The following is a 14409-nucleotide window of genomic DNA, read 5'->3' as shown; positions in this document are numbered from 1 at the left end:
GCATTAACGCGCCTAGTATTGAAAACACGGTGAAGCTCTGAAACACGTATCTTCAAGTTGTTTGGGTATAAGTTCGAGGCCAAATTTATCTACACCTCAGCTCCACCGCTAATGATTGCTCACAGTATGTGATTTAGCGTCTAGAATTGACACCATATCAAATGGCGATAATGTTCATTTCAAAGGTAAGTCTCAATGGAATAACAAGAGTTATGTGTTTACTTAATTCATCATGCAGCTTTGGGCAGTCATGTTACTGGCTGAAACACAGTGGCTAAACCTATTAATAACCAAACTTTAATTATTTGGCGGCTTTTTATCCATCAAATAACAATCAACTTCAGCTATCTATGCAAAGTGTCAATACACCAATAATTCAAATCAATCGCTTTAACAGCCATCTCACCCCCTTTAAACTTTTATGGAATGCATAACAACATACCTATTTAGTTATTGATTTTATTGTTTTATTTTACATACCGCATTGACTTACTACCGACTTGTTATACTATTTAACAAGTCTAGATTACAAGTATCAAGGAATAGCTGATGAACGCAGGGGCAACAGGAAAGTACAAACGGTTAACGATACGGTTTACTGTTGTGAGCATTTTTATTATTGCCACCCTATTTACAGCCATTATTGCTATCGGACTACAGTTTTACTTTAGCCAACGCCTAGCAACTGAAGCTGCGCTAAAGTTGTATGATCACAATGCCAACAGCACTGGCTCATTCCTCGTGCAAGTCGATAACCAAGCCATTAATACAACACGTCTTTTGGCACATTATAATACCTTGTACGACGACAATGGCTTAACGCCGGAATCATTGAATATATTTGCCGATGTGATGGACTCAATCCCATTTATTTACGCCATTTATATTGGTTCTAACAATGGTGATCTATTTGAATTGGTTAACCTCAATGCGCACCCAATTGTACGAGATCAACTTGGCGCATCTCATTCAGATCGTTGGGTCATTATTGATATTAAAAATGAGCAAGGTAAAAGAGTGCGTAATAAGCGCTTTTATGATCATCAGTTTACTCTAAGAACAATGAACAGCGAACCTGCCGAATTTAATGCAACACTTCGTCCTTGGTACACCAATGCGGTTGCAGATACTGTCACTAAAACAGAGCCTTACCTTTTTCAAAATTTACAGTCTCCAGGTATAACCTATTCGATCCCAGTATCCCAAGGTAATGCAGTATTAGGAGTGGATATTGCCTTATCTAGCCTGTCAGATTATTTAAATAGATTAGGTAAAAACACCGAAGGCGACAAAACCAAAGAAGTGTTTATCTTTGAGGCTAACGGTGATCTTATTGCCTCAAATATTGAACCCATTAATGGCATGGAAATCCCTCCCTCAGTACCATTACAACTAACTGAAGCGCAGCAGTCACTCATAGAGAATACTTTGCCATTAATTGCATCAAACGAGACCAACTGGCCACCGATTGATTTTACTATTGCAGGTAAGCCCCAAGGTTACAGCATAGACCTGCTCAATATTGTGGCGCAAATGACCGGATTGACTATCAAATACAATAATGGTTTTACCTGGGTTGAGTTTGTTGATAAGTTCAAAAATGGTGAGATAGATATCTTGCATTCCATGATGAAAATTGAAGAAAATGCCACTTTAGGTGTGTTTAGTGATCCTTTTCTGAGTTTGCCTTTTGCGGTCGTCACTCAAAATGGTGTCGCCCCAATTACCAACATAAGTGAACTTAACAACAAAAGAGTGGCAATTCCAAAGGGCTGGTCAATCATAAAAATGATTCAGCAGCACTTTCCTCAAATTGAGGTGGTCGAGTATCAATCGACTTTAGATACTTTAAAGGCAGTTAAAGAAAAAGAGGTGTTTGCCACCTTAGACAACAGTATTGTGCTGCACTACACAGCAAAACAGTATTTTATTGAAAATTTACAATTTCACGAAACCATTGATTATTCACCAATCCAAATAGAATCCGGCCTTAGCATGGTTATGCAACCTAAAAATGCACCGCTGGTTGAAATAATAAATTTAGCCATCAAAAATATTACTCCTGCGCAGTTTCAAGCTCTTCGTGATAAGTGGTTTTCTCATGGCCAAAAAAGTGCGCCAGAAATAGTTCAAGGAACCGTTCCTTACAAGCAGCTTATCGAAATAGCCGCTACCCCGAACTTGCAAAAAAAATTAAACGTACAAAAAATTGATGGCGTTGAACGATTTGTCTATGTTACTCCCTTGGGGCATGCCGCATCACAAAACGAGTATTTTGCTATTGTAGTCCCAACCAATGTGTTACTAGCATCGACACATGACAAGGTAAAAAAATCGATTTTAGTGACTGGAGTTTGTTTACTGTTGGTATTGCCACTGTCTTGGCTATTTGCATCACCTATTATCAAGCCTATCAATTTGTTAGCGCTAGAAAATAATAAAATTAAACATCGTCAATATGATGATGTCGTGAGAGTTGAATCTTTCATTAAAGAGATTGATGATTTAGCATACTCTATGGTGGACATGTCTGAATCAATAAAAGTACACGAGCAAAATCAAAAAGAGCTGATGGAAGCCTTTATTAAGCTCATTGCACAAGCCATTGATGATAAATCCCCTTATACCGCCGGTCACTGTAACCGGGTACCAGAACTAGGGTTAATGCTGGCTGAACAAGCCTCAAAGTCTAAGTTACCAGCATTTGAAGATTTTAGATTTAAAAATGAAGATGAACAACGAGAATTTAGAATTGCTGCCTGGCTACACGATTGCGGTAAAATTACCACACCAGAACATATTGTCGATAAAGGCACTAAGTTAGAGGTCATTTATAACCGTATTCATGAGATTAGAATGCGCTTTGAAGTGCTTTGGCGTGACGCACAAATCCATTACTACAGCCAATGCATTGCCAGTCCAAATGAACAAGAAGTACATAAAGCAGAGCTAGATAAAGCCTTTATCAAGCTGACAGAAGATTTTACCTTTATAGCCAATGCCAATGTGGGTGGCGAATTTATGGATAAGGCACATATCGATAAACTAAATCAGCTAGCGCAAATACCTTGGGTTAGACATTTTAGTGATAAACTCGGTCTATCACCTGTAGAAGAACTTAATTACCCTAAAGGCGAAGAATCGCTCCCTGTCACTGAATCTTTATTGAGTAATAAACCGCAACACATTATTAAGCGCGATTTTCCGGTACATTTTGATGAAAAATTTGGCATTAAAATGGACATCCCCGAACACCTTTATAACCAAGGTGAGCTGCACAACTTAGCCATAATCAGAGGAACACTAACTTCCGAAGATAGATTTAAGATTAATGAGCACATCACCAGCACCATTAAAATGTTAGAGAACTTACCGTTTCCACCAGAACTTGCCAAAGTTCCTCGCTATGCATCCACTCACCATGAAACCCTCAAGGGAACGGGATACCCACGCAAACTAAATGCAGAACAACTTTCTACACCAGAGCGCATTTTGGTGTTATCCGATATCTTTGAAGCGCTTACCGCGGCTGACAGACCTTATAAAAAAGCTAAGCCTATGAGTGTAGCCATTAATATTTTGCATAAGATGGCATTAGATCAACACGTTGATATTGAGGTGTTTAAATTGTTTCTCACTAGCGGCGTTTATCTTGAATACGCCAAAAAGTTTTTAGACCCAAGTCAAATAGATGATGTGGACATTAATCAATATTTAAATGATACGCCACACGATCAACAGAGTTAACCAGCACAACATCAAAATCATTGATATCGGTGCAGCAGGAGTGACCCTATATGTTTAGCACAATGTTATCATTTGCTTGTTTTTGTTGAAAAATATTAAAAAAGTAGCTTTCCCCCTAATGGGCTAAGGAGAACATACTGATGAAAAAAATCAGCCTACTTAGCTTAATTTTCGTGACATCTTTAATTGGATGTAGTGAAAATGCTGAAACAACAGGCCCTGCAACAGTTGGTACAGATAAAGATGAACACAGCTGTGTCGCCTCGGCAGGTTATATGTGGTGTGCGAAAACCAATCAGTGTGAACGACCATGGGAGCTAGCTGAACAAGCAGGTTTTGAACATAATCAAAGCAATGTTGAGGCATACTGTAAGCAAGAATAGTTTACCAGAGCTTAACTACACAAGTTTAGCTCAACAAGCTTACTGCAACTAATGCCAACAGGTTCAGCATAAAGCGAACCTGTTTTTTACTTTGAGGTTGATTTTTCAACGTTCCCCTCCCTTTGCTTTCATTACTTATTAAATAATCAGCCTGAGATCTGTTAAGACTAAAAATCACACATGCCTCAATAACACCATTGCACAATACCTAACAAACTATTGATTTTAAATAGCTTTTATGCAAATAAAAATCTTGACGATCGTTTTGATTGCAACAGCAACAGCAAAAACCATTAAATGTGAACAAGCAAACATAATACTGCTTTAATCGGGCGTAGAATGACTAAAAATTGATTGCGGAGGGTATTTATGTGGTGGAGAGTGTTGATTATTTCAATCGCCTATTTATTAATTGGTGCACATTTTCTTCGATTCAACCAGATTGAATTAGCCATTATTGCGGCAATCTTACCGAGTTTGATGTTTATAAAACATATCGTAATGACCAGATTATTACAGTTAGGCTTAGTGTTAGGCTGTATTTTTGTTTGGGGAGTATCTACGGTAGATTTTGTGCAAATGCGTATGGCAGTGGATGCCCCCTGGATCAGGCTGGCGTGTATTATGGTTGGCGTGATGATTTTTACGTTATTTGCAGCCTATTGCTGCAATGGCTTAACAAGAAGAGATAAAGGATTACACTTATATTATTAAGTCGCGACATTAAATATGACGCGACTCATTTATCAATAGCTAACCCCGCGGTAAGTATTTTGCAAGCTTTTGTTTACGTAAATAAACTAGCGCCGCACAAATCAATATATAAATACTGGGTTCAATGATTTCTGATTTTACTGACCAATAAAAATGAATGGGTGCCAGTAAAGCCACTAGGTAAACCCAGTTATGCAGTTGTTGCCAACGCTTACCCATTTTCTTCTTTACAACCATAAATGAAGTCACACTGAGAGAAAGCAAAATACTATAAGCCACGGCACCCACCAGTATATAAGGGCGCTTGATCACTTCTTCGAGCAAAAAGGCCCACGCGAATAATAAATCTAAGCTGATAAATGCCGAGATATGTAATGTGGCATAAGCAAATACATACAAGCCTATCAGGCGCCTTGTTTGTAACAACAGCCCTTGCTTGAGGTATTTAGCCAAAGGAGAAACCAGCAACGCCGCCAGCAGACTATTTAAAGCCCCCATGCCAGTATAGTGAATAATATATTGCACCGGATCGCCACCAGCATTGTCACTTAACACTAAATAAACTAAGTACAATACCGGCAAGATAAAGGTGATATGCAAACCACCCTTTAACCACCACAATCCCCGGGGTGTGATCCGCATTAATAATATTTCCTTAAATCGAGCTGCTTATATAACCCAGCAACCTCGTCACCATAGCCATTGAACATTTGCGTCGGAATACGTTTCGCAGAAAACAAACCGCCCTCACCTATGCTGCGTTCCGATGCCTGTGACCATCTTGGGTGATCCACTTCAGGATTAACGTTGGCATAAAAACCATATTCATGTGACGCAAGTTGATTCCAGCTGGTCGGCGGCTGCTTGTCCATTAAGCGAATTTTGACAATGGATTTAATACTTTTAAAACCGTATTTCCACGGTACAACTAATCTTATTGGCGCACCGTTTTGCGGTGGTAAGGTTTTACCATACAAACCGACAGCAAGAAATGCCAATGGATTCATGGCCTCTTCCAAAGTTAACCCTTCCACATAGGGATAATGAATTCCACCGCCCATGAGACGATTTTTTTGCCCTGGCATTTGCTCAGGGTCAAATAGCGTTTCAAATGCCACATGCGTTGCAGATGACTTCACCCCAGCTTCTTTTAATAAACTGGCTAATGAAAAACCAACCCAAGGCACAACCATTGACCAGGCCTCAACACAGCGTAAACGATAACGTCGCTCTTCTAATGCAAAACGTTTGGTGAGGTCATCCAAATCTAAGGTAATGGGTTTATCAACAAGCCCATCTATTTGCAAAGTCCAAGGGTTAACATTAAACGCTTGGGCATTGTCGAAAGGGTCTTGTTTGCTGGTGCCAAATTCATAGAAATTGTTATGGCGAGTAATTTTATTTTCAGGTGTTAACGATTCTGGGATCACAAACGCTTTAGGTTGGGTAAATTGCAATGGCTTGGTAGCAAATGTAGAGGTAGATTTATTGCTGCCAAAATCAAATAAACCGGCTTGCACATAGCCCGGAATACTTGCACCCAATGCGCCAAGTCCTAAGGCTTTAACAATATTGCGACGGTCTTTAAAAACCGATTCTGGGGTGACCTGATTATCCGCTAAATCCCAGGCTGACTGACGTTTGATCCCTTTCGTAAAGCGTGTGTTATTCGTCATGTTATTCCCTCAATTAATTTAGCAAGTTATTCATAAGACAGGTTAATACGCAATAAAATTTCATTTCGATTCAAAAATAACCGAACCAATCAAAAAACACTTAATTGTTAATCATAATACTTGCAGGGCAAACATTGTCATGCGAACCTTATCTGGTTTCTATTTCAAAAGGTTAGGTTATGCCATTCGCTGTTGATTTTACCCCACCTCAAATTGCCGCTATGGTTGCAATTGCTTTTTTAGGCTTACTGGTTGGCGCACTATTAAACCAAAGATTAACCCGTCAGCGCTGGGAACAATTAAAGCAACAATATGAAGCTGAAACCACACAAACGATTATCGAACAACAGCGTTTAGTGAGCCAAATTCAAGATGTGTTAGATGATAAAGTTGATAATTTAAACCATCTGCAATCTAAGCTTGAATCTTATATTAGCCAACTTGCCAGAGCGCAGGCACAAGTTGAGCGTATTCCTCATTTGGAACAACAACTCGAGGACAGCAACCGCAAAGTGTTGGAATCGCAGTTAAACCTATCAAAGTCAAATGCCATGCAACAAACCATTATGGCGAAAGCTACAGCTGAGCATCAAGCGCTTGAAGATAAAATTCGCCTACTTGAAACCGCTGAAGAAAGGTTAAAAATTCAATTTGAAAACCTAGCTAACCGGATATTTGATGAAAAAAGTGCAAACTTTAAACAGCAAAATGTGACTCAAATTGATGGCGTGCTTGGGCCTTTAAAACAGCAACTAGACGGCTTTAGGCAACAAATACAACAGTCATACAACCATGAGCAATCTGAGCGCAGCGCGTTAAAGCACCAATTGAATCATTTACGCGAGCTCAATTTAAAAATGAGCCAAGATGCTATCAACCTGACCAAAGCCCTTAAAGGTGACAATAAACAGCAAGGTAATTGGGGTGAAGTGATCCTTGAAAGAGTATTGCAAGAAAGTGGCTTACGTGAAGGTCATGAATATGACACCCAACAAGATTTAAAAAATGATGACGGTAAACGCTTTAAGCCCGATGTGATTGTCCACTTGCCTGAAAACAAAGATGTCGTTATTGATGCCAAAATGTCTTTAATCGCTTACGAGCGGTATTTTAACAGTGATGATGAAGACATCCGTGAACAAGCGCTTAAAGATCATGCCTTATCAATGCGCCAACATATCAAGGGACTCAGTCAAAAGGATTATCATAAATTACATGGACTAAAAAGCTTAGATTATGTGCTAATGTTTATTCCTGTCGAACCCGCTTTTTTACTGGCGATTGAGTACGATCCAAGCTTGATAAATTTTGCATTAGAGCAGAATATTATGTTAGTTAGCCCAACCAATTTATTGGTGGCATTGCGAACCATTAACAATATTTGGCGCTATGAATATCAAAATCAACATGCGCAAACGATTGCCAAGCAAGCGGCTAAAATATATGACAAATTATGCAGCCATGTTGATGACATGGAAAAGCTAGGACGTGCGCTTGACACAGCAGATAAAAGTTACCAGCAAGCAATGGCTAAATTAGCCTCTGGCAAAGGTAATTTAATTCGTCAGGCACATACTTTACAGCGTTTAGGTGTCGATACGAGTAAACAATTCGATAAGCAATTACTCAATCGTGCGCTAGATGAGTCATTGGATAAATCAGAAGGATAACCGTACGGATTTAATCAATATTTAATGGTGTTATGGTATGAATGTTTAGTGTAAAACCCTAATTAAAAATTAATCGCAAACGATGTATTGAGGCGGAGATTCTCATTTAAATGCGTACTACATGGATTCATGCATGTTTATCTAAAATGCTAACAACTACCCTAGTTGTTTTAGTTTTACCTGTGTTATTAAGTAACACAGCCAGCGCTTATACCCCCGAACAACAACTTTATTTGGATACAAAAAAAGCTTTAGATACAAAACAAATGGGTCGTTATCAACAGTTAAGAACCCAACTCGGTGATTATCCTTTAGCCATTTATCTTGATTATCATATCAAAATTGACCATATCCTTAATATGCCAGGTGCAAAAGCCAAGGCGGCTATCGAAGAATTCAATACTATGCCGTTATATAACTCGGCAAGATATCGCTATTTGATGAAAGCGGGCAGTCAGTCGCGCTGGCAAGATTTTTTAGCCGTTGCACCTAACTCACCCAACGATATGCGCTTGCAGTGTTACCACCTCAGGGCGCAGTTAGCCACGGGCGATAAAAAAGCGGCGTATAAAGGCGCTGATAAACTGTGGCTTTATGGCTATTCGCGTCCCAAAGAATGTGACCCATTATTTAATCAGTGGGCCAAAGAGGGTTATAGAACTCAAGAACTTATCTGGGGCCGCATGTTGCTTAGCTTCAATGCGGAGCAATCAAGTTTACTTAGTTATTTAAGTAACAAAATAACCAAGCACCGTGACGATGCCGCATTATTATTAAAAGTATATAAAGACCCTAACTCGTTAAGGCACACTAAACGCTTTCGTAGCTCGCAGCCTATTGTGGCAGATATTGTCGATGCTGGGCTGAGAAAGTTAGCCAGAAAAGATCTAAAGCAAGCGATTAAATTATATGTAAAATATAACAAAGCACATCGTTTCTCCGCCGAACAGAGCAAACAGTTAAACCATTATTTGGTAAGACGTGCGTTAATCAATCAAGATGATAATCTTAAAAGTCATGTTGATAATTCGCTTGTATCATTGGCATCTGACGAGTTATTTGAAATGCGGATGCGCTGGGCAATCCGCCAGCAAGATTTTACCACTGTGACTAACTATCTCCCGTTACTGAGTCAACAGGCTATGGCCAATTCACGCTGGCAGTATTGGCAAGCGAGAATGAGTGCCGATCCACGACAGTCAGAGGATCAGTTTTTGTCATTAGCACAACAACGTGATTTTTATGGCTTCAATGCGGCGACACAAATTCAAAAACCCTTGTCATTAAACGATGCCAAATTAGTGTCTGATACAAATCTTCGGGCGAAACTTTTTGATGATGCAGGTTTGGCGCGAGTGGTTGAATTAAGAGCATTAGATAAGTTCTTAGATTCTCGTAGTGAGTGGATCTATCTGATGCGTCGCCATGACGGTCCTATGACCGCAGAATATGGTTTATATGCCCTAGAACAAGGTTGGTATGATTTAAGTGTTGAGTCTAGTATTCAAGGTCAACAGTGGGATGCGCTTAACTTACGTTTTCCTAAAGCTGCCGATGCGGAATTTGTTAGCGCCAGTAAAAAATACAAAGTGGATATTAATGAGATCCGCGCAATTTCACGCCGCGAAAGCGCCTTTAACCATTACGCGACCTCGGGTGTCGGCGCACGTGGCTTAATGCAATTAATGCCCGCCACGGCAAAACAAACCGCAAAAAAGAACAAAATTCGCTTTAATGACGTACAAGACTTGTATAAACCGCAAGTGAACGTGATGTTGGGCAGTGCTTATTATGCCGAATTATTGAAGCAATTTGACAATAACCGCGTGCTAGCAACTGCGGCATATAACGCAGGGCCAGGTAGCGTAAGACGCTGGTTAAAAGTATCCAATGGTTCATTAGATGCCATGAGTTTTATTGAAACCATTCCTTTCACTGAAACCCGTGAATATGTTCAAGCAGTGCTGAGTTATCGGATGATTTATCAACAGCATGATAATCCCAATGCCAGTATGTTTAGCGACAAAGAGATGAATTACGTTTATTAAAACTTGGTATTCAAAATAGTTAACACAAAGGAGCGCCAGTGTCGCATACCGTTATTACGCAGCTAATTAATCAACTTGAGCACATCTTGCTAGGTAAACCCACGCAGATAAAGTTAGCTGTGGCGTGTATTTTGGCTAAGGGGCATTTGTTAATCGAAGACTTACCCGGCATGGGGAAAACCAGTTTATCCCATGCCATTGCCACCAGTTTAGGCATGAGTTATCAGCGTATCCAATTTACCAGCGACATGCTGCCCGCTGACATTTTAGGGGTGTCAATTTTCGATAAAAACCAGCAACAATTTACTTTTCATAAAGGACCTGTGTTTAACCAAATGTTGCTGGCAGATGAAATTAACCGTGCCAGCCCCAAAACCCAAAGTGCCTTGCTAGAAGCCATGGCGGAACAGCAAATCACTCAAGATGGCACCACTTATCCATTACCAAACCCATTTTTTGTTATCGCGACTCAAAATCCACAGGATCAATCTGGCACATTTGCATTACCTGAATCGCAGTTAGATCGATTTATGATGCGTATTTCTATTGGTTATCCTAGCCAGGAAGCTGAAATGACCATGCTGAAAAATCAGCAGCACGGCCATAAGCAACCCCCCATTCAACAATGCATCAACCCTAGCGAGTTATTAACACTTCAAGCCGAAGTTAACCAAGTATCAACTTCGGATGCAGTGCTCAAATACTTGCTCGCGTTAGTGGCAATGTCACGGGAGCAAAAACAAGCTACTGGCTTATCACCTCGAGCCAGTCTAGCCTTATTACAAGCCGCAAAAGCCTGGGCTGTGATTGAACAACGCAGCTATCTTGTGCCTGAAGATATTCAAGCTGTTTTTCATGCTGTTACAGAACACAGAATTAGCTCCCACGGTGTTTTTCAAGGTAAGGCTTTGTCTGACACCTTACTCGCTAGCGTTAATCCAATCCGCTAATGGTAATGCACAGTGTTTAGTCGCAAAGCAAAGACTAAGCAAACAGACCAATCCAGTTGGTTAATGCGGCTTATTCCTGATGCAGCCAAGCGAAAATGGTCTCGTTGGATAGGCAGACGTTTACCACCGCAAGAAAAAGTGACCCTAAGCCACAAAGGTATTTTTATCTTACCGAGTGCATTTGGTTTAGCCTGGTTGGCATTAATTGTTTTGCTGTATTTATTGGGAACCAATTATCAAAACAACTTAGTCATTGGCCTTAGCCTGCTATTAGCCAGTGTGTTTCACACCTGTATTCTTTACAGCTATAAAAACCTAGCCGGACTGACGTTCAATGCCATCTCCCCTGCTGATGCCTATGCCGAGCAAGCCCATACTTTTCCAATAATGCTCAGCGGACATGCTAAACAAAAACACCGCGATACTACCCATCAACAGATTTGTATGCAGTTTATTGGCCAACGCCATATCAGATTACAACACACTGAAGAGCAAACGATTGCAACCGTCCAATATGATAATCCCAAACGTGGCTTATTAACTCCTGGGCGAATTAAAGTGTGGTCGCACTTTCCGTTAGGCTTATTTAAAGCTTGGTCATATGTTGACTTAGATTTACATCAGGTGGTTTTTGCCGCACCACTTGAGTGCGATATTCATTTAACCAGTCAAGCAGCTGAAGACAATAACGACATTAGCCATGGCAAAATTCGTCCAGGTGTAGATGATTACACAGGTTTACGCAGTTATGTCGCTGGTGAGTCGTTAAAGCAAGTCGCCTGGAAGCAATGGGCGCAGGATAAAGGCATGCTAACTAAAGAGTTTAACCAACCCGAGGGTGCGCCTGTTTGGTTGTCGCTTGCTGATACCCAAGGCCATGATCTGGAACAACGTCTCAGCAAACTGAGTTGGCAGGTTAATTATCTGGCTCAAAAAAACCAAATTTTCGGTTTGATCATTGATAATCAGACCCTCACTCAAAGTTCAGGGGAATCACATCGTATCGCATGCCAAAAAGCGTTGGCCTTATATCGCCCTAGTGTTAACTTCCAAAGTGATAATCACCTAGGAGGTCAAAATGCAGGATAATTTTGACAGTATCATTAGCCGCAACACCTTATTGTGGTTATTGTTAACCAATGTCGCTGTGCTGTCGCCTCAATTTGAACACGCTACCCCTTGGACCACAGCTATCTGCGCAATTTGTTTTGTTTGGCGCATGGGGATTTATTATGGCAAAGTGGCTGCGCCGCCCAAATGGTTGGTCACTTCCTTAGCCATTGGCGCGGCAACCACCTTAGCATTAGTGTCGTCTCAGATAGGCTTACTTAATGCGTTAATCAATCTGTTACTCTTGGGTTATGCATTAAAATACATTGAAATGCGCGAGCTAAGAGACGTGAAAACCGTGGTACTTGTTGGCTACTTTATCATAGGTTTCACCTTGCTTAACCAACAAGCCATTATCAATACCGTGCACCTAGCCTTAGTCGCCATCATCAATACCAGCGTGCTGATCAGCGTGTATCAAGATAACCACAAACCAAGCGCTAACCTACGCTTTAGTTTCAAAATTATGCTGCACAGTTTACCGCTGGCGATAGTTTTATTTGTGGTATTTCCGCGTCTTGGCCCACTATGGTTAGTGCCAAGTATGAAGTCCGCCAAAACCGGTTTATCGGATGAAATGTCGTTCGGGGATATCAGTAAGCTAACGCGTTCAGATGAACTGGCGTTTCGGGTTGGTTTTGAAAACAGCGACGGCAGCACATTAGGCCCGGCGAACGCTGATTTATATTGGCGTACCTTAGTCATGGAAAACTATGACGGCAAAACATGGCGTCAAGACCCCAGTATTAAAGAGATGCAGCGTCAATCATTTTACCAGCCAAGCAAAAGGCCCTTACCTAAAACTGAACAATTAAGCAGTCAAAAAGACGCCAAACAAAGCTCTCTACGGCAGAAAACACTCAACTATGTAGTGATCAGTGAACCTAGCCACCAGCGTTGGTTGTATGGATTAGATCAAGCCTTTAGTCAGGATAACAGCATTGTCGAATTACCTGATTACACCCTTTATGCAATGCGCCCGTTAGATCAACGTCAAAGCTATCGTGTTGTGTCTTATCCTAATAGCCAAATGGACACAAAATTAACGCCCAAAATCCGTGATATTAATTTAACCTTGCCCCCAAATGCCAATCCACAAACCTGGCGGTTAGCGCAACAATTTAGCCAACAATATCCGCAGCCTAAAGCGCGTATTAACGCTATGATGAAATATTTTGCCGAGCAAGCTTACTACTACACTTTAAGTCCTCCTGCTATTGGTAATGAACAAATTGACGATTTTTTATTTGAAAATCGCGCCGGATTTTGTGCTCATTACGCATCTGCATTAGTTTATTTAGCCCGAGCAAGTGGCATACCCGCGCGTATGGTGACAGGTTACCAGGGCGGCGAATATAATCCCAAAGCGGGTTATTACAGTGTGTATCAATATATGGCACATGCTTGGACAGAAGTATGGTTTGAAGGTGAAGGCTGGCGACCTTTTGACCCCACAGCTATGATTGCTCCTCAACGTATTTTAGATGGCTTTGATGCAACTTTTGATAGCCAAAACAGTTACCTACTAGACAGTCCATTTAGTACTTTACGCTTAAAGCAATATCCTTGGTTGAATAATATTCGTAACCAGATAGCCAGTATGGATTACTATTGGAGCGTATGGGTATTAGGGTTTGACGAGCAGCGTAAACAAGCGGTATTAAAAAAACTGCTTGGTGATGTGAGCACTAGCAAAATGGCTATCGCTATGCTGGTTTGTATTACCATTATCTTATTGTTTATTGCTTATTTTGCGGGCTTATTTGAACGTAAGCCTAAGCCTGATCGCCTGAGCCGCCGTTACCAAGCCATTGTCCAAAAAATAATGTTAAAAGGGGCACCAGAGCAGGCACAGCTGCCGCCTTTAGCCTATGCACAAGCACTTTCAGCAAAATGGGCGATTTCTACGCCTCAATGGTTACCGCATTTTAATCAATTTTCGGCCGAATTTGTGGCTCTTAAATATCAACAACTTACCACTGAGCAGCGCGCTGTTCATTTACGCCAATTTAATCGCTTGTATTGGGCATTGCGTCTAGCCTTATTTGTCAGTAAACCTAAGTGATAAGGTGTTTATCTCGTTAATGATGTCATTTGCACCCAACGTAATT

10 protein-coding genes are annotated in these 14409 nt (G+C 40.8%); 8 read left to right on the top strand and 2 right to left on the bottom strand.

What is annotated here, in order from left to right; genetic code table 11:
- The first annotated feature begins 549 nt into the window (after positions 1–549).
- The 3 genes from IEY03_RS16610 to IEY03_RS16600 all read left to right on the top strand — a co-directional run bounded on the left by IEY03_RS16610 (position 550) and on the right by IEY03_RS16600 (position 4844).
- On the top strand, positions 550–3747 hold the full coding sequence (locus tag IEY03_RS16610; RefSeq protein ID WP_188843755.1) for an HD domain-containing phosphohydrolase: 3198 nt from the start codon (positions 550–552) through the stop codon (positions 3745–3747).
- Positions 3748–3887: 140 nt separating this feature from the next.
- Positions 3888–4130, top strand: a complete 243-nt coding sequence (locus tag IEY03_RS16605) for a serine protease (RefSeq protein WP_188843753.1) — start codon at positions 3888–3890, stop codon at positions 4128–4130.
- Positions 4131–4499: 369 nt separating this feature from the next.
- Positions 4500–4844, top strand: coding sequence for a hypothetical protein (locus IEY03_RS16600; RefSeq protein ID WP_188843751.1), 345 nt, complete (start codon positions 4500–4502; stop codon positions 4842–4844).
- A 39-nt stretch (positions 4845–4883) separates the two neighbouring features.
- Here the strand turns inward: IEY03_RS16600 and msrQ are convergent, their stop codons facing one another.
- Both msrQ and msrP read right to left on the bottom strand, forming a co-directional pair.
- A complete protein-coding gene (gene msrQ / locus IEY03_RS16595; protein ID WP_188843749.1) occupies positions 4884–5486 on the bottom strand; it encodes a protein-methionine-sulfoxide reductase heme-binding subunit MsrQ in 603 nt (200 codons plus the stop codon).
- Positions 5486–6520: a protein-methionine-sulfoxide reductase catalytic subunit MsrP gene (gene msrP, locus IEY03_RS16590; protein ID WP_188843747.1), complete on the bottom strand. Its 1035-nt coding sequence runs from the start codon at positions 6518–6520 to the stop codon at positions 5486–5488. Before msrP ends, msrQ begins: the two co-directional genes overlap by 1 nt.
- Before the next feature lie 179 nt (positions 6521–6699).
- Here msrP and rmuC point away from each other — a divergent pair, with 179 nt between their 5' ends.
- The 5 genes from rmuC to IEY03_RS16565 all read left to right on the top strand — a co-directional run bounded on the left by rmuC (position 6700) and on the right by IEY03_RS16565 (position 14363).
- Entirely contained in the window at positions 6700–8190 is a 1491-nt protein-coding gene (gene rmuC / locus IEY03_RS16585; protein ID WP_188843745.1) for a DNA recombination protein RmuC, read from the top strand.
- A 110-nt stretch (positions 8191–8300) separates the two neighbouring features.
- Positions 8301–10238 (top strand): transglycosylase SLT domain-containing protein, encoded by a 1938-nt coding sequence (locus tag IEY03_RS16580; RefSeq protein ID WP_229778375.1) that lies wholly within the window; start codon positions 8301–8303, stop codon positions 10236–10238.
- 38 nt (positions 10239–10276) lie between these two features.
- Entirely contained in the window at positions 10277–11188 is a 912-nt protein-coding gene (locus IEY03_RS16575) for an AAA family ATPase (RefSeq protein ID WP_188843743.1), read from the top strand.
- A gap of 12 nt (positions 11189–11200) precedes the next feature.
- Complete coding sequence (locus IEY03_RS16570; RefSeq protein ID WP_229778374.1) at positions 11201–12277, top strand: DUF58 domain-containing protein; 1077 nt, start codon at positions 11201–11203, stop codon at positions 12275–12277.
- Complete coding sequence (locus IEY03_RS16565) at positions 12267–14363, top strand: transglutaminase TgpA family protein (RefSeq protein ID WP_188843741.1); 2097 nt, start codon at positions 12267–12269, stop codon at positions 14361–14363. Before IEY03_RS16570 ends, IEY03_RS16565 begins: the two co-directional genes overlap by 11 nt.
- Positions 14364–14409: the final 46 nt, after the last annotated feature.

This window comes from Shewanella aestuarii (assembly GCF_014647215.1).
GTDB classification, from domain to species: Bacteria; Pseudomonadota; Gammaproteobacteria; order Enterobacterales; family Shewanellaceae; genus Shewanella; species Shewanella aestuarii.
This window is presented reverse-complemented; position numbering and strand designations above follow the sequence as displayed.